This is a genomic window from Pseudomonas sp. GW821-FHT09E12 (assembly GCF_059416085.1).
In genome coordinates, this window is the sequence record NZ_JBWKOM010000001.1 from 537,383 (window position 1) to 558,245 (window position 20,863).

Annotated in this window: 17 protein-coding genes; 13 read left to right on the top strand and 4 right to left on the bottom strand. The window is 57.9% G+C overall.

Going from position 1 to position 20,863, the window contains the following annotated elements; genetic code table 11:
• Positions 1-231 precede the first annotated feature (231 nt).
• Both AC07PQ_RS02455 and AC07PQ_RS02460 read left to right on the top strand, forming a co-directional pair.
• Complete coding sequence (locus AC07PQ_RS02455; protein WP_007924423.1) at positions 232-1,329, top strand: AI-2E family transporter; 1,098 nt, start codon at positions 232-234, stop codon at positions 1,327-1,329.
• A gap of 16 nt (positions 1,330-1,345) precedes the next feature.
• Complete coding sequence (locus AC07PQ_RS02460; protein WP_037034343.1) at positions 1,346-2,347, top strand: AraC family transcriptional regulator; 1,002 nt, start codon at positions 1,346-1,348, stop codon at positions 2,345-2,347.
• A 184-nt stretch (positions 2,348-2,531) separates the two neighbouring features.
• Here AC07PQ_RS02460 and AC07PQ_RS02465 read toward each other — a convergent pair whose 3' ends face one another.
• A complete protein-coding gene (locus tag AC07PQ_RS02465; RefSeq protein WP_493184555.1) occupies positions 2,532-4,331 on the bottom strand; it encodes an ATP-binding protein in 1,800 nt (599 codons plus the stop codon).
• Positions 4,332-4,755: 424 nt separating this feature from the next.
• Between AC07PQ_RS02465 and AC07PQ_RS02470 the strand changes: the two genes are divergently transcribed.
• The 5 genes from AC07PQ_RS02470 to AC07PQ_RS02490 all read left to right on the top strand — a co-directional run bounded on the left by AC07PQ_RS02470 (position 4,756) and on the right by AC07PQ_RS02490 (position 10,446).
• Entirely contained in the window at positions 4,756-5,301 is a 546-nt protein-coding gene (locus AC07PQ_RS02470) for a fimbrial protein (protein WP_493184554.1), read from the top strand.
• Between the two features lie 46 nt (positions 5,302-5,347).
• Positions 5,348-6,085, top strand: a complete 738-nt coding sequence (locus tag AC07PQ_RS02475; RefSeq protein ID WP_493184553.1) for a fimbrial biogenesis chaperone — start codon at positions 5,348-5,350, stop codon at positions 6,083-6,085.
• 53 nt (positions 6,086-6,138) lie between these two features.
• Positions 6,139-8,727, top strand: a complete 2,589-nt coding sequence (locus AC07PQ_RS02480) for a fimbria/pilus outer membrane usher protein (RefSeq protein ID WP_493184552.1) — start codon at positions 6,139-6,141, stop codon at positions 8,725-8,727.
• A gap of 15 nt (positions 8,728-8,742) precedes the next feature.
• The gene (locus AC07PQ_RS02485; protein WP_493184551.1) at positions 8,743-9,753 is read left to right on the top strand and encodes a fimbrial protein; all 1,011 of its coding nucleotides are present in this window, start codon (positions 8,743-8,745) and stop codon (positions 9,751-9,753) included.
• 69 nt (positions 9,754-9,822) lie between these two features.
• Positions 9,823-10,446 (top strand): response regulator, encoded by a 624-nt coding sequence (locus tag AC07PQ_RS02490; protein ID WP_493184550.1) that lies wholly within the window; start codon positions 9,823-9,825, stop codon positions 10,444-10,446.
• A gap of 8 nt (positions 10,447-10,454) precedes the next feature.
• Here AC07PQ_RS02490 and AC07PQ_RS02495 read toward each other — a convergent pair whose 3' ends face one another.
• Positions 10,455-14,135 (bottom strand): transporter substrate-binding domain-containing protein, encoded by a 3,681-nt coding sequence (locus tag AC07PQ_RS02495; protein ID WP_493184549.1) that lies wholly within the window; start codon positions 14,133-14,135, stop codon positions 10,455-10,457.
• 475 nt (positions 14,136-14,610) lie between these two features.
• Here AC07PQ_RS02495 and AC07PQ_RS02500 point away from each other — a divergent pair, with 475 nt between their 5' ends.
• Complete coding sequence (locus tag AC07PQ_RS02500; protein ID WP_493184548.1) at positions 14,611-15,801, top strand: EAL domain-containing protein; 1,191 nt, start codon at positions 14,611-14,613, stop codon at positions 15,799-15,801.
• A gap of 617 nt (positions 15,802-16,418) precedes the next feature.
• On the opposite strand, the gene AC07PQ_RS02505 is transcribed toward AC07PQ_RS02500, so the two are convergent.
• Together AC07PQ_RS02505 and AC07PQ_RS02510 are read right to left on the bottom strand one after the other, a co-directional pair.
• Positions 16,419-16,643 carry a hypothetical protein gene (locus AC07PQ_RS02505; protein WP_493184547.1) on the bottom strand — a complete coding sequence of 75 codons (225 nt, stop codon included), beginning with the start codon at positions 16,641-16,643 and terminating at the stop codon, positions 16,419-16,421.
• Positions 16,644-16,764: 121 nt separating this feature from the next.
• Entirely contained in the window at positions 16,765-17,019 is a 255-nt protein-coding gene (locus tag AC07PQ_RS02510) for a DUF2790 domain-containing protein (protein ID WP_493184546.1), read from the bottom strand.
• A gap of 371 nt (positions 17,020-17,390) precedes the next feature.
• Here AC07PQ_RS02510 and AC07PQ_RS02515 point away from each other — a divergent pair, with 371 nt between their 5' ends.
• The 5 genes from AC07PQ_RS02515 to AC07PQ_RS02535 are packed head-to-tail and all read left to right on the top strand — an operon-like array spanning position 17,391 to position 20,732.
• Positions 17,391-18,326: an MBL fold metallo-hydrolase gene (locus AC07PQ_RS02515; protein ID WP_493184545.1), complete on the top strand. Its 936-nt coding sequence runs from the start codon at positions 17,391-17,393 to the stop codon at positions 18,324-18,326.
• A 14-nt stretch (positions 18,327-18,340) separates the two neighbouring features.
• Positions 18,341-18,643 carry a hypothetical protein gene (locus AC07PQ_RS02520; protein ID WP_493184544.1) on the top strand — a complete coding sequence of 101 codons (303 nt, stop codon included), beginning with the start codon at positions 18,341-18,343 and terminating at the stop codon, positions 18,641-18,643.
• Positions 18,640-19,473, top strand: coding sequence for an MbnB/TglH/ChrH family RiPP precursor modification enzyme (locus tag AC07PQ_RS02525; protein WP_493184543.1), 834 nt, complete (start codon positions 18,640-18,642; stop codon positions 19,471-19,473). Before AC07PQ_RS02520 ends, AC07PQ_RS02525 begins: the two co-directional genes overlap by 4 nt.
• Positions 19,470-20,129: a hypothetical protein gene (locus tag AC07PQ_RS02530; protein WP_493184542.1), complete on the top strand. Its 660-nt coding sequence runs from the start codon at positions 19,470-19,472 to the stop codon at positions 20,127-20,129. The genes AC07PQ_RS02525 and AC07PQ_RS02530 overlap by 4 nt, the downstream gene beginning before the upstream one ends.
• Positions 20,130-20,141: 12 nt before the next feature.
• Entirely contained in the window at positions 20,142-20,732 is a 591-nt protein-coding gene (locus AC07PQ_RS02535) for an HvfX family Cu-binding RiPP maturation protein (RefSeq protein ID WP_493184541.1), read from the top strand.
• Positions 20,733-20,863 lie beyond the last annotated feature (131 nt).

The following is a 20,863-nucleotide window of genomic DNA, read 5'->3' on the forward strand; positions in this document are numbered from 1 at the left end:
TATGGCACTGAACGTTATAGTTGTCGGTACGACTCTAACATAACCACGTTCAGTCGCCCGGCAGACGCGTAATGCTCATTACACGACACGCCGCACAAACCGGTATTTTTTTGTGTAGCGTTCATACTTAGTGTCTATATATTAATACTATCGCTGCCCACGCAGCATGATCGCAGGCATATGGCGCCCGCACAGCCCAAGAAGGCGAAAGCTATGACAACCGGAAAACCCATGACGCCCCTCAATGCCAAGGAGCTTCTGGATGTATTGATACGGGCGGGGCTTATCGCCGCCTTGACCCTCTTCTGTTATCAGATCTTTCAGCCTTTCCTCGGAGTCATGCTTTGGGCCGTGATCCTTGCCGTCACCCTGAACCCGCTCAATAGCCGTATGGCCAATGCCATAGGCATCTCCCCGGGCAAATCCGCCCTATTGCTGGTCTTGCTGATACTGCTCTGCCTGATGGTGCCGCTGAGTTTTCTCGGCGAGTCGCTCGCCGTATCGGTGCAAGGCGCATTGCAATCAGCCAATGAGTGGAACCTAAGCCTCCCGCCGCCCACGGAAGCCGTGCAGGGATGGCCGCTCATCGGCAAACCGCTCTTTCAAATCTGGAGTCACGCCTCCTCTGATCTGACGTGGGCGATGCAGCAAGTGGTGCCTCATCTCAAAGGCTTCAGCACCATGCTCTTGCTCAAGCTGGCAGGCGTCGGGACTGGCATCCTGATCTTTGTCCTGGCGCTGATCATCGCCGGCTTGTTTATCGCGCACGGCGACAGTAGCGCCCGAAAAGGCATTGCCATCTCCAAACGAATCTTCAATCCGGAACGTGGAGAGGAGATGGCCACGCTGTGCGCCGCCACCATCCGGGCAGTCGCCCAGGGCGTGGTGGGTATTGCGTTCATCCAGATGCTGCTGGTCGGGATCGGCCTGGTGGTGATGGGCGTTCCCGGCGCCGGACTGCTCGCACTGCTGGTTCTGCTGCTGGGTATCATGCAACTGCCCGTGCTGCTGATTACTGCGCCGGTGGTGATTTACGTCATCAGCCAGCAAGGGGTCAGTACCCCTACCGTCATTTTCTCCATCTGGACAATAGCCGCCGGGCTCTCGGACAATGTGCTCAAGCCATTGCTGCTGGGGCGCGGGGTTTCGGTGCCGATGCCGGTGATTTTGATCGGTGCCTTGGGAGGCATGATCAGCTATGGTTTCATCGGTCTGTTTATCGGCCCCGTCGTCTTGGCGATCGGGTACGAACTCTTCAATACATGGGTTGGCCAGGCCCCGGAACTACCAGACGCGGTAGGGCCGGCGGCAGACCCTGTCGACGATTGATTATCAGGGCAGCTCAATGGACAGTGTTCGCGGCACCGCCTTCCTGCAGTACGGTGAGTTGCTCGCCGTACGAGGCGCATCGATGCGTGAATACCTGACGCCCCATCACATCGATCTGGGCGTCGTCGGCAACTATGAAAGAACCTGCTCCTACAAGAGCCTGGTGCATATCTTCGAAGGCAGTGCGCACGCCTTGCATATGCCGGAATTCGGCATGGAGCTGGCTTCGCGCCAGAGAACCACGTTGCTGGGCCCCCTGCACTATCTGGCGCAATCGGCTCCCACTGTGGGCGATGCCCTGGTCGCGGTCATTCGTTACATGCATGTCTATAGCCAATCCATTCACTTCAGCCTGGAACGCCGACACGGCCAGGCGCTGCTGTGTTTCAAAAACGCTCTTGGGTGCAATCTGGTAACACCACAGATCGTCGAGAAGTCCGTACTGCAGGGCAGCCTGCTGATCGCCGAACTGCTGAGTGGCCCATTCCAACCCAAGACCGTACTGTTTCGACACCTGCCCCAAGCCAGCCAAGCCATCTACCAAAGCTATTTCAACTGCCCAGTGCTTTTCTCGCAGGAACATAACGTCTTGGTGCTGCATGCCGAGGATCTGCAACGGCCCTGTGTGCAATTCGATCCCGTGCTCCATGACATCATGCGCTTCTACCTTGAGGCCAACTGTTCCGCCAATCGTAGCCTGCATGACCAGGTTGCCCAGAAGATCCAGATGCTCCTGCCCCGACAACGTTGCAGCCTGGATCAGGTGGCTGTAACCCTGGGCCTTAATCCCAGGACACTGCAAAGGCACTTGGCCGAAGACGGAATCGAATTCGAACAACTGGTGGACCGGACACGGCGCCAGCAAGCCAGACAGTTGCTGACCAATACGGCCCTCAGCGTGGCGCAGATTGCCCAGGAACTCGGCTACCGGCGCACCACTTCATTTTGCCGGGCGCACTTGCGCTGGTTCGCATGCACGCCACTGGAACATCGCCTCCAGCAAATGCCCAATCGCTAGCGACCAGACAGCCATCTGCCCGACGCTTTACGCAAGCAGGTTAATGCCTGCTGAAGCAGTTTGGAAAGCGCGCCCGGATCGGCAGGAACTGTCGCCCGCCCTGCAAAATTACCCGCCGTCGCACTGGTCACGATATGGGCGAATGCCCCTGGCGTCGATACGCAAGATGGGAAACGTCCGCACCCTAAAGTTTCAAGGACTGCGGCACTTCAAAGTCCACCTGGAAACAGGTGCCCTTCCCTAGCTGGCTGGTGAGGAGGATCTCGCCCTTCATCTGCGCCACCAACTGGCGACACAGCGCCAGCCCCAGGCCGGTGCCACTTTGCCGATAGCGTCCGGCCGCCTGGATTTGAATAAAGGGTTCGAATATCCGGATCTGGTCACTTTCGGAAATCCCTATCCCCGTATCCTCGACCACCAGCCGGACCTTCACCAGGCCCTCTCCACAGCCAATCGCACGGAGCTTGCAGACCACCGAGCCGGTATCGGTGAACTTGATGGCATTGCTCAACAGGTTACGCAGCAATTGCTTGAAGCGATCCGGATCGATCCAGACCTCGGACTGCAGCACCTGATGCAGTTCGACGATGTACTCAAGGCCCTTGCTGGTGGCCGCCCCACGGAGTTCGTTGGCGACATCTTCGGCCAGTTGCTGCAGGTCCGAGCTTTGCGGCGCGAAGTGACGCTTGTCAGATTCGAGTCGGGAAAGCTCTCGCAAGTCCAAAAGCATGGTCGTGAGCTGAGTGATCGAACCCTGCACCAGATTCAGTCTGTCGCGCAGCGCGGAATTCGCGATGGGCTCGCTGAGCACCAGATTGAGCAAGGCCTCGGCGGTATTCAGCGGCAATGAAATCTCCCGTTCTATTGCCGACAGGAACTGACTTCGGGTGCGCTGACCGGCTTCGAGCAACTCATAGGCATTGCGTAACTCGACTAACAGCTGGGTTCTGCCGGTAATATCGACGCCGCCTCCAATCATCCCCAACAAGGTGCCATCAGAGTCCCGGTAGGGGCTCAACCAGGCATGCATCACTCTATGCCCACCTTTGGGGTCGACAATGAAATCACCTTGCCAGGGTTTTCCTTCCTCGACGCATTTCAGGTACATCTCGTGGAGGAACTGGGACTGTTCAGGCGGATACCAGTCGCCTTCCAAGATGTTCTTGCCCAGCACCTCCTCAGGGGTCGCCTGGAGCATGTCCAGAAGTGCCTGATTACACATCAGCAACCGCCCTTGCAGGTCGCGGAAATGAATGGGGTTGGGCATCAACTCGATCATCTGATGCAACATTTCCAGGCGTCTGAGCCGCTCGGGGTCGATCTCCTGCTCTGCGGTTTTGCCCTGCTCGGCCTGGCCAACGACCAGCCCCTGGGTTCTGGCGATATCGACCATTTCGACAAAGGAATTCGCCTTGAGCTTCTGCATCAGACGAGTCTTGTAGGTGCTCACGGTTTTCCCACTGATCAGGAGCTGATCGGCGATCGCAATATTGCTCAGTCCCTGGGCCAGCAGTTGCAGGACCGTCAATTCCCGTGCCGACAGTTGGTTCAGCTCCGTGCTCAAGGTAGAGAGTGCAGTCTGCGTCTGGACGGTGCCCAACGCATGAGCCGGAAAGTAGGTTTGCCCACAAGAAACGGCCTTCATCGCCATCATGAATGTCTCAGGCGGTTCCTGCTTGCTGACGAACCCCGCCGCACCAGCCTGCAGGCAACGCCCCGCATAATATTCCGAGTCCTGGGAGGTCAGGACCAGGATCCGCACCGGACTTCCCCGGTCGGACAAACGCTTGATGAGCTCCAACCCACCCAGCTTCGGAATGGAAAGCTCCAGGACCATCACCTCGGGTACCTGGATGCGCACCTGCTCGATGGCGTCCAGACCGTTGTCGACTTCCAGGACCACTTCGTGACCGGCGGCCTCGAGCAACAAGCGCAACGCATGTCGGGTCACCGGCTGCTCATCGACGATCAGGACTTTGCTCATGACAGGTGGCCCCCACGTCCAAATACCTCTAACAGCTATAGCACTTGTGGCAGCCCCCATCTGCCATCGTCTGCGACGAACAAATTCTTTTATGGCGCTCAACTGACTTAGCGATCCAGGTGATCGAGCACCGTGGTCCATCGATAACCCAGGCGGTCATTTTCCTTTCCCCCTGCCTGATTCGTACTCGACCCACCCTCAGCAAGAGGCGCACAGGCAAGTTTCCGGCAATTCTGGCTCGGCATGTGCCCCCCTCAAACTTAGATAATCCCTACAGCCTAGTCAGACTTTTCCTACAGGCCCTGAAACCACCCATCGATAGAGTGCTGGCCCGTCCAAGCCACCCGTTTCCATGGTGATCAGCAGATTCTAACTGCCTGGTTTTGACGGATTTCTTTGTTCGATTTTTCTGGAGAATTCACTCATGAAGTTGAATCAGTATGCTGCCGCCACCCTGTTGGTCACCGCCGGCATATCCGTGAATGCTGTAGCTGCGCCACCACAAACCGGCGTGATCAACATCACCGGCAAGGTCACCGAAACCAGCTGCGTGCTCGACTCGTCCGTCACCAACCTGGCCGTCAAGCTGCCCAGTGTCGACAAGGACCTGCTGACCAGCGCACAGAGCAGCACCGGCCGTACCGGTTTCGCCATGAAAGTTACCGGCTGCGCCGATGGCGTGAAAGTGTCCGCCGCCTTTGTGCCGGACAGCAACGTCGATGCCTACGGCAACCTGAAGAACACCGCCACCTCCGCTGCGAGTAACGTTCAGGTGCAGCTGCTAGACCAGGCGCAGACCGCGATCAACATCAACACCGACGACGCCACCGCCCAACTGGCCCGAGCGGTCACCGTCAACGGTTCGACCCCGGTCACCCTGCAGTACTACGCCCAGTACTACTCGCAAGCAGGCAGCGCCGGCGCCGGTGATGTCGCCGCCATGGCCAACTACCAACTCACCTACGAGTGATCCATTGCGCCCGGGGCTACCGCCCCGGGCCCGTGAGGTACCTGAGATGCTGTCTGCCCCAACCCGCCGGCTGTATTCCCTGATCGCTGGCATGCTGCTTGGCGCCTCGGTCCTGTCCGATGCCATCGCCGGCGTACTGATCGATGGAACACGAATCGTCTATCCCGCGAAGGAACGCGAGGTCACCGTAAAACTCACCAACAAGGGCCAGACGCCCGTGCTGATGCAGACCTGGGTCGACCGTGGCGATGCCCAGATCAAGCCACAGGAGGCCGATGCCCCCTTCCTGGCCACGCCGCCGATCTTCCGTCTCGACCCGCAGAAGGGTCAGAGCGTGCGCCTGGCATTCACCGGAGAGAATCTGCCGCAGGATCGCGAGAGCCTGTTCTGGTTCAATGCCCTGGAAATTCCTCCGATGCCGCAGGACGCCAGCAGCAACATGATGCAGGTGGCTGTGCGCTCACGGCTGAAGCTGTTCTACCGCCCGAGCGGGTTGCCCGGCGATCTGCCAAGCGCCGTTGGCAAGGTGAGCTGGCAGGTGCAACGGCAAGGTAGCGGCTATGTGCTGCGTGGCGAGAATCCGAGCCCCTATCACCTTTCGTTCAGCACGCTGGTCCTGAGCAAGGGCGGCCAGAACGTCGAAACCGGCGGCGGCATGATCGCGCCTTTCAGCCACCAGAATTTCGCACTGCCCGGCTACTCCGGCGGCAGCGGCGGTACCTTGCGCTTTCGCTGGCTAAGCGACTTCGGCGCCGCCCCCGAACAGACCATCACCCTGCCCTGACTCACGCAAACCCGAAGGCCGAGCTCGCCCCACCAACGCTCCAAGGTACTCCCATGTCTACGACGACCCGTTCGCCGCGCCACCACGCTGGCGGGCTGCCCCATGCCCGCCGCGTGCTTCTGGCCACTGCGATTGGCTCTTGCCTGGCTGCGAAAATGACTCAGGCGGATGTTCTGCAAGCCTCGTTCAACCCTGACTTCCTTCAGGGCCCGGGCGGGCGCAACGTGGATGTTTCCCGCTTCGAACGGGGCAATCCGGTGGCGGCGGGCAGCTACCGGCTGGACGTATACATCAACCAGAGCTGGATCGGACGCCAAGATGTACGAGTACAGGAAACCGAGGACAAACAGTCAATGCGCTACTGCTTCAAGCGCAGCCAACTGGCCAGTCTCGGCCTGGATGTCGAGCGCCTGCCAAAAATCGCCGAGGCGGCGGACGCTGACTGCATCAACATCACCGAGCATGTGCCCGGTGCGCGCACCGACCTGGACCTGTCCGCCCTGCGCCTGGACCTGAGCATTCCCCAGGCCTACCTCCGCCGTGCCTCCCGTGGTTACGTTGATCCGCACGACTGGGACCGCGGTGTCACCGCGGCGTTCGTCGACTACAACAGCAATGCCTTGCGCAGCGACGCTGGCGGCCAGGACACCAGCCAGTACTACGTCGGTTTCAATGCCGGTGTGAACCTGAGCGACTGGCGCCTGCGTCACAATGGCAGCTACAGCCGCAGTAGCGGTGCGGGAGCGACCGCCAGCCACTACGACGCGGTCAGCAGCTACGCGCAACGCGACATCACCGGGCTGAAGTCACAGCTCACCCTCGGCGAGTACTACACCCCGGCGGACCTGTTCGACAGCGTGCCTTATACCGGTGTGCAACTGGCCTCCGACGACCGCATGCTGCCCGACTCGCAGCGCGGCTTCGCCCCGGCCGTGCGCGGCACGGCGGAAAGCAACGCCCGGGTCACGGTGCGCCAGGCTGGCGCCGTGCTCTATGAAACTAGCGTAGCGCCAGGTCCCTTCGTCATCGACGATCTGCACAGCACCGGTTATTCGGGTGACTTGGACGTTACCGTCACCGAAGCCGATGGCCGGATTCGTCGTTTCGTAGTGCCCTACGCCTCGGTGGCGCAATTGCTGCGCCCCGGCACTGCACGCTACAGCGTGACGGCCGGCCGCTATCGCGACGATGACCTGCAGGAGCAACCGGTGTTCGTCCAAGGCACCTACCAGCGGGGCATCTCCAACATGTGGACCGGCTATACCGGCAGCATCATTGCCGACCAGTACATGGCCGTACAAGGCGGTCTGGCGCTGAGCACCCCGGTGGGTGCATTTGCCTTCGACGTCACCCACTCCAGTGCCTCGGGGCTGGACGCCGACTCAGAGCTGAGCGGTTCTTCCAGCGGGCAGAGCTATCGCCTGAGCTATAGCAAGCTGGTGGAGACCACACGGACCAACTTCGTGGTTGCCGCCTACCGTTTTTCCAGCGCCGGCTACCTGAGTTTCAGCGACTTCACCCAGGCCCGGGATACCACGTCACAAACTCCGCACCGCCAACGCAATCGCCTGCAGGTCAACGTCAACCAGCCGCTCGCCGACGATTACGGCAGCCTGTTCGTCAGCGGCTCGGCGCAGAACTACTGGCAGACCGGCAAGGACGGCGATGTCGGTTACCAGGCCGGTTACTCCAACAGTTTCCGCTGGGGCAGCATGAGCCTCTCGGCCAGCCGCACCGAGACGGACCAGGGAGAAACGGACACCCAGTACATGCTGACCCTGTCACTGCCCCTGGGACGCTCCAGCCATGCCCCTCACCTGAACAGCTCGACGACCTATTCAGACAAGGGCGAACTCAATAGCCAGGCAGGCATTTCCGGGTCGCTGGGGGAATTCAACCAGTTCAACTATGGCGTGTACGGCACGCGCAGCAGCACCGACGGAGACAGCAGCAGCGCCGGCGGCGCCAACGTCCAGTACCGCGCGGCCAGCACCAACGTGTCGGGCAGCTACAGCGATGGCGATGGCTATCGCCAGGTCGGCATGGGGCTCTCGGGCAGCATCGTCGCCCACCCCGGCGGTATAACCTTCAGTCAGGCCCAGGGCGAGACCCGGGCGATAGTCGAAGCCAAGGGCGCCGAAGGTGCGGCGTTGCTCAACAGCAGCGGTGCCAAGGTGGACGGCAGCGGCTACGGTGTGGTTTCCAGCCTGATGCCCTATCGCCAGAACGAAGTGACGCTCGACCCCAAGGGCACGGCCGACGACGTCGAACTGCAACTCACTTCGCAGAACGTCGCGCCACGCTACGGCGCGGTGGTAATGCTCAGGTACCCGACCGTCACCGGCGAGCCGGTACTGCTGACAGTGCGTGACGAGCGTGGCGAGATGCTGCCGGTAGGCGCCGAGGTGCTCGACGCCGGGGGTAACAGCCTGACACTGGTCGGCCAGGGCAGCCGGGTGTTTATCCGTACCGCCGAACCCGAAGGCGAGCTGACCGTACGCTGGGGCCAGGGCGATGAACGTCAGTGCCGTACGCACTATCGCTTGCCGCCGGCCTCCGCGAAACCTGTCAAAACCGGTCACTTCATCAAAGTCGAGGCGCTGTGCAGCCGTATCGGCGCGCCCCAAGTCGCCACTCATTGAGTCATCGAGGCCACCATGAAAATTCTTCCGTTTCTGCTCTTGCTGCTGGTATCGCCCTCGGTATGGGCAGCCGGCTGCACGTTCGACAACGGCTACAGCACGTCGAACGCCGCCATCGCCTTGCCGGCGTCGATCCCTATCCCGCGCAACGCCACCAACGGTACAGTGCTGTGGGAGAGCGGCTGGAGAGCATTCAGTTCCCCGCAGTTAAATTGCTCGTCGAGCGGAACCATGTCTGGCACCCTTCCTGGCAGCATCGGCGCGGCGGTACCCGGCTACACCAGCAGAGGCTTCAGTTCGGTGTTCGAAACCAATATCCCCGGCGTCGGCATATCGGTATTCTGGTGCAATCAGGCGACTGCTTCCTGCAACCCCGACGCAACTCAGAACTACCCGGTACCCAACACCGCCTGGGAAGTTTTTGCGCAAAAATATACAGTGAACATCAACTGGCGGGTGCGCCTGATCAAAACGGGCACTATCGAAGCCAGCGCCGGCGTGTTGAGCGTCAGTGGCATCTCGACCATCAAATATATCGACCTCCCCGTGGCCCATCTCAGCCTGACTGGCGGCACCACGATTACCGGCCTGGGTTGCGAAGTGAACGCCGACAGCCGCAACATCGATGTCCATCTGCCGACCATCGCCAAGACCGACTTCGCGGATGGCCCGCCCGTTATCCAGGCCAATGACAAGGCCCGGGCGTTCGCCATCAACTTGCTGTGCGACCCGGGCGTGAAAGTCAGTTATCAGATCGATGGCACCGAGGTCGCCCCCGACGTGCTGGCCAACGCCAGCGGACCGGGGATGGCCACGGGCGTGGGCGTACGCCTGTTCCGGGGAGACTTGAACAGCGTCGAGACGTTGTCCCTGGGTAAGAAGATCCTGCATATGCAGACCTCGGGCACCACCCAGGGCGTCAGCATTCCGCTGACTGCGCGCTATAACCGCACAGTGACCAATAGCAGCGATATGACCTCGGGCCTGGTGTCCACAACGGCCATTTTTACCTTGTTCTATGAATGACCCAGGTTCCCAGACTACTTCGCGGGAAACAGCAGCGGCATTTAACTCAAGTACATCGCGGAAATTACCATGAAAAAAGTAGTCATCATTGATGATCATCCTGCCATCAGAATGGCGGTCAGAATTTTGCTGAAGCAGGACGGTCACGAGGTCGTCGGCGAATCGGGCGATGGTGTGGAAGCGGTTTCGATGGTCCGCGAACAGAAGCCGGATATCGTGGTACTCGATATCGGCATTCCCAGGCTCAATGGCCTGGAGGTCATCTCGCGCATTCGGTTGAACGGTTCCAAGCCCCGCATCCTTGTGCTGACCTCTCAGCCCTCCGAGTTGTTCGCCGCCCGCTGCATGAAGGCCGGAGCCAACGGTTTCATATCCAAGGATGGGAGTCTCAACGAGTTGCAAAGGGGGATAAAAGTCATTTCGTCCGGCTACAGCTTTTTCCCGGACAATGCCCTGTACCCCGAAAATCCGTCGTCTGCCCAGTGCCCCGAGAGTGAACTGCTTAAATCCCTGTCCAATCGCGAAATCATGGTGCTGAAAAGGCTGGCCACCGGGCAACGCAATCTGGATATTGCCAACGAACTCATTCTCAGCCACAAAACCATCAGCACCTACAAAAGCCGCCTGCTCCTGAAGCTCAACGTCAAGACAGTTGTGGAGCTCGCCGAGATCGCGAAAAGGAACGACATTTAAGCGCCGACTCAAAGCTCGGCGAGCGTTTTCATCAGGTCCGCTTCCAGTCGATGTATTTCCTGCGTTATCAACTCGATGGCGCTATTCAAGTCAGCACTGCTCGCTGAGGGTAACTGGCTACGTTGCTCGACGGACTCGCAGGCGCTGATCAAGTTGCGTGCCTGCAGGACTTTTGCCCCTCCCTTGATCTTGTGGGCGGCTTGCGCCAAACCTTGCCAGTCCTCTTGAGCATAGAGCGCCAACAGCTGATCAAGGTCCTTCCTGTTCGAAGTCATGAACTCCTGGAGCATCTGTTTGAGTGCATCGTGATCGGTCCTGGTTATCGCTATCAGCGAGGCAAGCTCGAATGTCGCCTTGCTTCCAAGAAGGCCTGCCATCGAAGGGCTACTCCTCTCTGGAACTTCGATTGCCGCCGCGGCCCTGTGCTCGGCAATCCCGAACCATTTGCGCAGTCGCTGCTCCAGATCATCGATGGTTACGGGCTTGAACAGGCAATCGTCCATACCCGCATCAAGGCACTTATTGATTTCATCCGTCTGGGCATTGGCGGTAAACGCAAGAATGACGGACCTAGAGGTGCCGCGCTTCGCTTCCTCCTCGCGAAGTGTTCTCGCCAGTTCATACCCGCTCATCCGCGGCATATTGCAATCGGTAACGACAAGATCGAAGTCACTCGCCTTCCATGCCAGCAGCGCCTCGACACCATCACAAGCGCTCGTGACACGATGTCCCAGGAAGGTGAACTGCTGAAAAAGTACTAGTCGGTTCGCTGAATTGTCGTCAACCACCAATATCTTCAGGTCAGGCCGGTAAGACTGGGCGATATCGATGTGCTTGCCTTGATCCCGCTCGGAAGGAGTTAGCGGCTCCAGCAGACTCAGCGCCAACTGAAGCCTTACCCGTGTGCCTACCCCCGGCCGGCTCTCCAGCGACAGAGTCCCCCCCATCATCTCGGCCAGAGAGCGGCAAATAGCCAACCCCAGGCCCGCCCCTCCTCTTACATTGAGTTCCTGGGTTCCCACCTGCTCGAATGGCCTGAACAGGTTGCCCTGGTCCGCCTGTGAAATACCGATGCCGCTGTCCTCCACCAGAACCTCGACTTGCAACTGCCCTGCTGCCATTTGAGTGCCGGTAACCTTGATGCGAACGTCGCCGGAGTCGGTGAACTTGATAGCGTTGCCGACCAGGTTGGACAGGATCTGTTTATAACGCACGGGGTCGATCAATACTTCGCAACCTAGCGCGCCGTGAAACGCAATACTCAAGGACAGCCCCTTTTGCCTGGCCAGCCCATCGAATACTCTGACAACCGATTCCGACAACTCGCGCAGGTCGGCGCGACGTGAGCTGAGACTCAGGTTTCCGGACTCGATCCTTACGATATCGAGGATGTCCCCGATCAACTCCAACAGGCTGATCGTCGAATCGTAAGCGACTTCAATCAGCGAGCGACCGAAGGTTTCTTTGCTGGTGCCTCTCAGATAAAGCTCCAGCAGACCAATAATGGCATTCATTGGCGTGCGGATTTCATGGCTCATTGTCGCCAGAAAGGTAGTTTTGGCGCGACTTGCAGCATCGGCCTGGTCCCTGGCGGCCGCAATTTCTTCGATGAGCTTGCGGCGCTCGCTTATATCTATCCAGCCACAGATCACGCCCTGAACTTCACCGGCGGCATCTTTGTAAGGGTATATCCAATGATAGATAGTCGTGGCCTGATCTTTTACTTGCAGGGGCCGGTCCATTTCAATCGGCCTCCCTGACCTGACAACTTCCATGTAGTCGGCGTGCAGTGCGTGAGCCTGTAACCTATCGATTTTAGAGCCTTCGAATGAACGCTTCCCTTTCAGCTCGTCGAAACGACGATCAACGGCGTGCAGGTAATAGGTGTTACAGGATAACAGGCGACCTTCGCGATCCCTTACATAAATGGGATGAGGCGTACCATTGATCAACGACTGCATGAACCGGAGTTGCTCGTCCAGTTCCTTTTGCGCTTGATTACGCTGGGCGACCTGGCGACGCAGGTAAATATTCCAGATCAGAGAGACGGCCAACAACAGGGCAGCCACACCGATAATCTGCAAAATGATCAGACTGTAATCTTTCCAGCTTTTTATCCAGACAGCGGGATTGGCGCGCCAGCGATTGCTGATCACTGTCAACTCATCCGGTGGAATCACCGCCAGGACCTTGTTCAGGATGGCGTGTAGATCTGTGTCCGCGCGCCGCATGGCAAACGAGAACCTGGCGCCATCCTCATCGACGATGCTGTTGATGAACGTCTTGTCGCCACTCATGCGCTCCGAGTAGAAGCGGGCAATGCTCAAGGGTGCGATGGTGGCGATGGCCTTGCCCTCGGTAACCAGACTCATCGACTCCAGCAAATTGCTGGTTTCCCTGATCTCGATATCCGGAAATGCATCCTGCAAAATTTCTGCAGCGACATGCCCCTTGGGTAGCGCCACCCGCTTGCCGCGCAGTTGTTCCAGACTGACGAGACTACGACCGACCTCGCCTGTCATTATGACAAAGGGCGAAAATGCGAAATTCTCGCTAAATCTGAACTTTGCCTCCCTCGCGGCTGTTTTGGTCAAGCACGCCAGGTCCGCTTCACCCGCGAGGATAGCGCCTTGCAGGTTTTCGAACTTGTCATACGCCACCGGCTCGAACTTTATACCGGTGTCGAAGCTGACAATTTTTAGAATATCCGAAGCGATGCCACTGAAGTTTCCATCGGTATCGATGAAGGCGACCGGCGCCTGCCCAGTATTGACAGCAATGCGAACAATCGGGTTTCGGGCGATCCAGTCCCGTTCGCTTTTATTGAATATTATTTTTCTCCCCATCACCGCGCCAATACCACCCGCCCATCGCCGCAAAATCTCATCGTATTCTTGACTGCTTATGCCTCCAATGGCGTCATCAATGAGATGACGCAGTAGTAGATTATCTTTCCTAAGTGCGTAACTGGTGCCTCCGCTATTGATATCTGCGAATCGCTCGAATTTTACATAGTTGAAATAATTTTCATTGATCAAAAGATTGGACGACAGTGCGTCTCCCAAGTAAAGATCCACTCGCCCGAAGGCCAAGGCCGCCAGCCCTTTCTCCCGGGACGGATAGAACTCGACCATGGCGCCGTTAAAGTCGTTAACCATGACATCATGGGTGATGTAGTCACTGGCAACAGCCACACGAATGCCTGCCAGGCTGCCCTGGAAATCACGAGCGTCATTCAAGCGACTGAACAGCACAGGCTGGTCGGGGGCATAAGGCTTCGAAAGTACGATGTCCGGATCACTCGCTTCATAACCATTTGCACTGGCTAGCAAATCGATGCTGCCTGACTTCAAGGCAGCTATAGCGCTGTCCCTGTTGGCAAACGGGCGAATCACGAAGTCCACACCCAGCATTTTTGCCAGCGCGCCTGATATATCTGCAGTCACACCCTCATACTTGGCGCCATTGAGGGTTATATCAAAAGGCCTGTAGTCAGGCTGTGAGACCCCAAGGACCAGCTGCCCCTTTTCCCTCAGCCATATCCGGTCGCTCGCCTCAAGGTCCATTTCTTTGTGTTCGGTCATTGGCCTTGAATACAACTCCAGTTGTGCAAGGTCACCATAGAACTCTGCCAGACCGGCCAGAGCGGGCTGGACTATTAGTAGCAATGCGAAAATATAGGCGCGCATTGGTGGTCAGCCTCATATCTCTCAAGATGCGCTCTGGTGGGCATCTGACGCTTCTCGCACTCAACCCCCATCGCCTCCACCTGTTAACTTAAGTTATAGCAGGACATAGTAAATCTTCAAATTATAAAGTTTAAACCTCCTTGAACTTCTACAGCATTTTCCTGAAGAAACTCCAGGCATTGGGCCTCAACATCGCTGGCTTGTTTTAAAATATCCGACATCAAAACTTAATCCAGCGCAAAGAGTGCGAAACTTATGGGCGCCTCACAAAGATTGACCACGATCAAATTAACTTGCACGACGCTTGATACTCCAAGCAAGTAAAAGACAAGCGTAATGGTGAGTTGGGTAGATTGATCCAACCAAAATCCAGAATACCCAGATGATTCCTACACGTATGTAGGACGCGACCTACAAACAAAGAAAAATAGGCGTAGGAGAATTCTGCTGCCTCGCTCAGGAACAGGAACATACCGTGCCCACGCTATCCGCTTTGGTTTTGCAAGACTCCGGCCTCCATCGTTCGATGGCCATGAACTCGCTACGCTGTCTTGGCTACGACGCAGTGGAAATATCCAGTGAAACGACGGCGCTGGCCAGGTTGCGGGCTGTTGGCGTTGTACGTCTGCTCTTGTGCGAATTGCGCAGCAACCCGCTTGGACGCCTGAGCTTTCTGCAGGCCGTTGCTCGCGAGCGGCTTGCCGACGGTGTCATCGTTACAGGTGAGCTGGCGCCCGGTTGTTGGGCAGCCCTGACGCGATTACTCAGCCTGCAAGGGCTGTCTGCTGTGTATCTGTGTACGGGCTCGGCAACCCAGGAGGCTCTGGTGGCGCTCTTGAACGAATTCGACTCACCACGTCCGACCGGCAGTTCGCTCCCCGCTTTGGTCAGAACGCCTACCGATGAAGAGGTGGCAAGCGCCTTCAACCAAGGGGAATTCCGGGCGGTGGTTCAACCGAAAGTGTCAGTGATTGGCGGCGAGATCCATGGCGTTGAAGTGTTGGCACGCTGGGTACGTCCGAATGGTGAAGTGCTATTGCCCAGCAGCTTTCTTGCGGCATTGCGCCGCTGTGGCCTGATGGATGCCCTACTCTTTCAAATGATGGAGCAGACGCTGGGGCATTTGCCCAAAAGCAATTATTCCGGATGCTCTGTGGCCTTCAACCTGGAACCCGAACAGATTACCCGGCCGGGGTTCGCCGTCGAGATCGAGCACCTGTTACAGCGCCTCGGTGTCGCCCCCGGCGACGTCACCTTCGAGCTGACGGAATCAGGCCTGATCCAGGCCCCTGCCCTCAGTCTGGATTGCTTGCTTCGCCTGCGCCTTCTTGGTTGTGGCCTGGCCATCGACGACTTCGGCAGCGGCCATTCCAGCTTGCAACGCCTGATGGAGTTACCCTTCACCGAGCTCAAGCTTGACCGCAGCTTCCTGGCCGAACCCGACATCTCGCGCCGTAATGCAGTGCTGACCAACGCAGTGGAACTGGGCCGCGCCCTGGGACTAGCCGTTGTGGCCGAGGGTGTGGAAACCGAAGAGCAGTTGCAGTATCTGCACCACATTGGTTGCGACTACGCCCAGGGGTTCCTCTTTGGCAAGCCGATGATGACCGAGGCGTTGAGGCAACTGGTGCGACGCTCCCACGCGTCGCACACATGTAGCACTTAGGCAGAGTAGAACAAGCAGTTCTGCCAGCTGAAAACTAGCCCTGGAATTGTTGTGCGCCTTTTCGTTGAGCCTATCCAGACGCGGCCTAAGGCATCACCCCGATGCCGTGCCGGTGGCTGTGAGCTAGCGTCTTTCGTATTCACGAAAAGGATGAGGCCGTCGCAGTCAGGAAGGGGGTCGTTCTTGAAATCAGGCTTGGTGTGTCGGACCGTGGTAGCGGTGAGAGCCATCGTACAGTCTCCATCTCGTATGGATTGAGGAGCTTTGTACGATCTCCAGTGAGGCTGGCACCAAGAAGCAAGCAATTTGCAAGCCCCGGATCGGTGCACATAGAAATGCACTTACTTGAGCCTGTCTCTTTGTGCTTTTTCAGTAAGCGCCGCCGGAAGAATCAAAGAAAGACTTTTCTTTGGGGCAAAAAAAACGGACCTCATAAGAGGTCCGTTTTTAATATTTGGAGCGGGAAACGAGACTCGCATCTGGCGTCCGACCCATTGAAATCTAAGGGTTTTCTCTTCTTGCCGAAACAGGAAGAGACTCAATTCTGGACTTGTTTTCAGGGAGCATCAAGCGCAGCAAAGCATAGAAGAAGTGAGTACCGGGAATGGTTCGAGCAATCAGGTATCGGGCTGTTGCTTCTGTTCGGTAGTGTCTACTGCGGAAGAACCGTTGTTTTTGGTCTGAGCGGTCAAGGTCTTCTGCACGGCTTCAGAGTGGGCCTGCGCCTGGCTGGCCTGGAACGCTTCCCAACGGGCGCGGGCCCGGTCAGAGCCGTCTTCGGCAACAGCGGCGATAGAAGTAACGGACAATAGGCAGGCAATGACAAGGGTGGAGCGTTTCATAGAATCAATCTCCTGAGGTGATAAAGGGAAGAGCCGCTTGGGCTAAATGAAAGTTATGGATGGTGCTTTAGGAAGTGTCGTTATCAACTGACCGTTAAGTATTCATAAAGAAAACAAGCCATCAGTTTTCGTTCGTGCAATGTCCTTGAACCTGATAGTCCAGAACATGCTCCCGCCCCTGATGGTCCAGATAATCCAGACGCGCAGGAACCACACCGCACTGGTCCGGGATTTGAGTCATGGATATGATTTTTGCTACATCCATATGAACGTAGAAGCCGGTCTTGTCGTGAATGACCGGAGAGGTCTCGGTAGTGTCGGCAAACGCTGAACCGGTGGCGAGCAAGACAGCAAATCCAAGCATAAGCAATTTCATGAAGGTATCTCTCTAGTGGGAAGTTGCTTGTTAACTGGTAATGGGCCCACAGCAACTAGCAAGTAACGCGGTATGGGCCGGTTAATGGCTCGAATTCATCCTCCCACTCTCCCCCGCTATGCACGATGACATTTTTTGCATGTACGCCATGCCCTAACGGCATGGCTCAAGTCCCCCCAGCCCAGAGAAAGCGTCAAAGCCACCCACACGGCCGCATCGCGCCAATGCATACCAAAAAGGCATGCGACATATCAAAAACAAGCAATAGTGCATACGTCAGCAGTAGGTGACGATATGTCACACCTCATTGGTGCTGCTTGGCACCACTCGGTGACCTGCACATTCCACTTCAGCCCGCTTGGAGCCTCACTGTGAAAAAAATCTTGCGCATCGCCACCGCTCTCGGCTTGGCGGCACTCTCCACCGGCGCATTCGCCGCTACGACCAGTAACGACACGTCGCATTCCATGGGCATCCAACTGCTCGGCTCCGGTGGCCCCATCTCTGACGACGCCCGGGCTTCATCGGGCGAGATTGTCTGGATCGATGGCAAGTCACGGCTGCTCATCGACGCCGGCGGCGGTACGTACCTGCGCTTTGGTCAGGCCCATGCCCGGTTGGAAGACCTGCACTTCATCGGCATCTCGCACTTTCACACGGACCATAGTGCCGACTTGCCCGCCATCTTGAAGGGCGCGTACTTCATGGCCACGAGCAACACAATTGCACTGGTCGGTCCAGACGGGTCTGACTCGTTCCCGAGCATGACGGAATTCTTCCACGACATGTTCGGCGCCAAGACTGGCTCGTTTGCCTACCTCGAGGGTCTGCATGATGGAAGCGATGGGTTGAACCTAAAGGTCAGCCCGATCATCGATGTGGATCGCCACGCCGAGAAAGCGTCCCTCGTTTATCAAGACGCCGAGGTCAAGGTATATGCCTACGGCATTCCGCACGGCGATGTACCGACCCTGGCGTTCCGCATCGAGGGCAAGCGCGGCACGATCGTGATCTCCGCAGATCAGAACGGCAGCCGTGCCGGATTCGTCGACTTTGCCAAGGGCGCTGACATCCTGGTCATGCCGGCTGCCATCGACGACGACGCCGACGCCACCTCTAAATTCCTCCATGCAACGCCGACGGTCGTCGGCAAGATCGCCGCAGCCATCAACCCCAAGATGCTCGTTCTCAACCACTTCATGGGCAAGTCCCTGAAGAACAAAGATAGCAACGTCGCAATTATCAAACGCTACTACCACGGCCCGGTCTACGCAGGTCGTGATCTGTCGCGCTTCGAAATGCCATGACCCAGGAGCACACAATGAAACATACACTCGCGCTATCCATCGCCGTTGCCTCGCTCGCCTCGCTCGCCGTCATCAGCCAGCCGGCTCACGCCAGTGAAACTCCGCCACCGGCCATTGCCAAGACCACCAAGAGTGGCGGCAAGTGTGCCAGTGGCAAGTGCGGCACCGAGAAGATCTACAGCAAGGCCAAGATCAATCAGAACCCACAGGATCGCCTGGTCCGTACACGGGACGGCAAATGTGGTCTGACCGCCCAAGGATACGACGTCGCCGAAACGACCCAGAAGAAACTCGCCGAAGGGGTCTGTGGCCAATGATCACCCAAGGACGAGGGCTTGGGCTCCGGCGTGAGTTTGCCTTGCCTCTCGCCAACGGCCCCGTTCGGACTGACTTCGACTTTCTAGAAGTCGTACCGGACAACTGGATGGGGTTGGGTGGAGAGAGCACGGAACAATTCGACGCCATCGCGGATAAATATCCAATGGTGGCACACAGCTTGAGCCTGTCCATCGGCGACGCTCAGCCACTGGATATGGACTACTTGAGCGCGGTGAAGACCTTCTTAGACACCTACGACATTGCGATCTACAGCGATCACGTGAGCATGTCGCGCGATAGCCGCGGCTACCTGTACGAGCTGATTCCTGTGCATCGCACGCAGGCGAGCCTGCAGCTAATGGTCGACAAGGTCAAGGCGGTACAGGACTACCTGTCCCGGCGTATCGCGTTGGAGAACATCTCCTACTACTACGATGAGGAGGGGCAGATGGCCGAAAGCGAATTCATCGCTCGCCTGGTCGACGCCTCGGGCTGTGGGCTGCTATTGGATGTCAATAATGCGTATGTCAACGCGCGTAACCACGGATCCGATCCACGCGCATTCATCGATGCATTACCGACGGACGCAGTAACCTACTTTCACATGGCCGGCCATCTCGATAATGGTCCTCAAGAGCGGGTCTTGGACACCCACGGCGCCGATGTCTCGGCCACCGTGCTGGGCTTGGGGATTTATGCGGTCCATCGGTTCGGCGAGCGGCCCATTGTGCTGGAGCGCGACAACAATATACCCAGCCTCGACGAGCTATGTGAGGAACTGCGCGGCATCCACCAGGCCATGACCGGCTCGACGGGGAATCTGCAATGAACTTTCACATCGCCCCGGATGTCGCCAGCGAAGCTGAGCGCCGGTGCCAGGCTGTGCGTCGCGGCGATCTCGGCCCGTATGGCGAGTTGGTCCGTGCGAACGCGCAAGAGCTGGTCGCCACGATGTTCCCACGGTTTGCCCAACATCGCGGTGCCGAGCGCCTGCGCCAGGATATCGACGCATTCTACAAATGCTTTGGCGCAACACGGGCCGAATTCATTCACCTCGCGACCGAGTTTGTCCGCTTCATGCAGCCGCGCCTGCCATCGGGTATTGGGCGCGCCCTTATCGAGTACGAATGGATGCTGTTTGACGTTGAGGTCGATAAGACCGCAGTTCCCCGTCCCCATGGAGAGGAGGCTCGTCGCCCTACCCTCATTCGCCTCAACCCCACCGTGCGATGGCTGGCCACTCCGTTTGACCTGTACGCGGACGACCGACTTGCGGAGCAAGCATTGCTATACAACAACGCGCCTTGTGCCTATGCCGTCTTTCGCACCTTCGACCATAGGGTCGTGACGCAACGGCTTTCAAACCACGACATCGCAGAACTGTCCACCTTCACGGGCGGTGAGCGACTCGTATCCCCGATGGAATCAGCCCACTGGTTCACGCACGCGCTTCAGCGCGAACTCATCACCTCACACCACGAATAGTAAGGCATCGCCATGGCTAAACTGATCGCACTCCTCAATCGCGGCCTCGAAAAGTCCAAAAAGCTGGATTTCGTAGCGCTACTTTCTATCCGCCTGTATCTGCTACCCACCCTCTACGAGGGCGCCCACGCCAAAGTCACCGGTTTCAGTGGCCTGGTCGAGTGGTTCTCCACCCCAGTGGCCCAAGGCGGCCTCGGCATGCCCTTGCCCACGCTGATGGCCACGCTTGCCACGGGTACCGAAGTAGCAGGGCTCATCTGCATCGCCCTGGGGCTGTTCACCCGCATCGTCACCGTTCCGTTGGCGATCTTGATGACCGTCGCCGGCTTGTCCGTGCACTGGGCGCACGGCTGGGCCGCGATTGCCGGCAAAACCACGGAAGCAAGCATGCGCCTCAGTGGTCTCATGACCTGGCTGCAGCATTCCTTCCCGGGCCGCTTCAACTATGTGACGGAACTGGGTGATCCAATCATCCTCAACAACGGTATCGAGTTCACGGTGACCTATGCGGTCATGATCATGGTGCTGTTCTTCTATGGCGCAGGTCGCTATGTCAGCGCCGACCATTGGCTGGCCAAGGTCTTCCCGCGCTGGCCGAAGTGACCGGGTGCCTGGCACAGCGACCCGATCTCATTCAGGGTCGCCATGCCAGCCACAGGGTCAATGTCGCCGGGCATGTCCTTCAACGACCGACGACGGGTAACAGCTAAACCCGAGCGGTGTTCTGATAGCTT

What these genes read in the sequence shown, in the direction of transcription:
- AC07PQ_RS02505 (WP_493184547.1), bottom strand. Translation starts at nt 16,643, where the DNA reads ATGAAACGCTCCACCCTTGTCATTGCCTGCCTATTGTCCGTTACTTCT.
- AC07PQ_RS02475 (WP_493184553.1), top strand. Translation starts at nt 5,348, where the DNA reads ATGCTGTCTGCCCCAACCCGCCGGCTGTATTCCCTGATCGCTGGCATG.
- AC07PQ_RS02470 (WP_493184554.1), top strand. Translation starts at nt 4,756, where the DNA reads ATGAAGTTGAATCAGTATGCTGCCGCCACCCTGTTGGTCACCGCCGGC.
- AC07PQ_RS02485 (WP_493184551.1), top strand. Translation starts at nt 8,743, where the DNA reads ATGAAAATTCTTCCGTTTCTGCTCTTGCTGCTGGTATCGCCCTCGGTA.
- AC07PQ_RS02465 (WP_493184555.1), bottom strand. Translation starts at nt 4,331, where the DNA reads ATGAGCAAAGTCCTGATCGTCGATGAGCAGCCGGTGACCCGACATGCG.
- AC07PQ_RS02480 (WP_493184552.1), top strand. Translation starts at nt 6,139, where the DNA reads ATGTCTACGACGACCCGTTCGCCGCGCCACCACGCTGGCGGGCTGCCC.
- AC07PQ_RS02460 (WP_037034343.1), top strand. Translation starts at nt 1,346, where the DNA reads ATGGACAGTGTTCGCGGCACCGCCTTCCTGCAGTACGGTGAGTTGCTC.
- AC07PQ_RS02495 (WP_493184549.1), bottom strand. Translation starts at nt 14,135, where the DNA reads ATGCGCGCCTATATTTTCGCATTGCTACTAATAGTCCAGCCCGCTCTG.
- AC07PQ_RS02520 (WP_493184544.1), top strand. Translation starts at nt 18,341, where the DNA reads ATGAAACATACACTCGCGCTATCCATCGCCGTTGCCTCGCTCGCCTCG.
- AC07PQ_RS02535 (WP_493184541.1), top strand. Translation starts at nt 20,142, where the DNA reads ATGGCTAAACTGATCGCACTCCTCAATCGCGGCCTCGAAAAGTCCAAA.
- AC07PQ_RS02525 (WP_493184543.1), top strand. Translation starts at nt 18,640, where the DNA reads ATGATCACCCAAGGACGAGGGCTTGGGCTCCGGCGTGAGTTTGCCTTG.
- AC07PQ_RS02490 (WP_493184550.1), top strand. Translation starts at nt 9,823, where the DNA reads ATGAAAAAAGTAGTCATCATTGATGATCATCCTGCCATCAGAATGGCG.
- AC07PQ_RS02530 (WP_493184542.1), top strand. Translation starts at nt 19,470, where the DNA reads ATGAACTTTCACATCGCCCCGGATGTCGCCAGCGAAGCTGAGCGCCGG.
- AC07PQ_RS02455 (WP_007924423.1), top strand. Translation starts at nt 232, where the DNA reads ATGACGCCCCTCAATGCCAAGGAGCTTCTGGATGTATTGATACGGGCG.
- AC07PQ_RS02510 (WP_493184546.1), bottom strand. Translation starts at nt 17,019, where the DNA reads ATGAAATTGCTTATGCTTGGATTTGCTGTCTTGCTCGCCACCGGTTCA.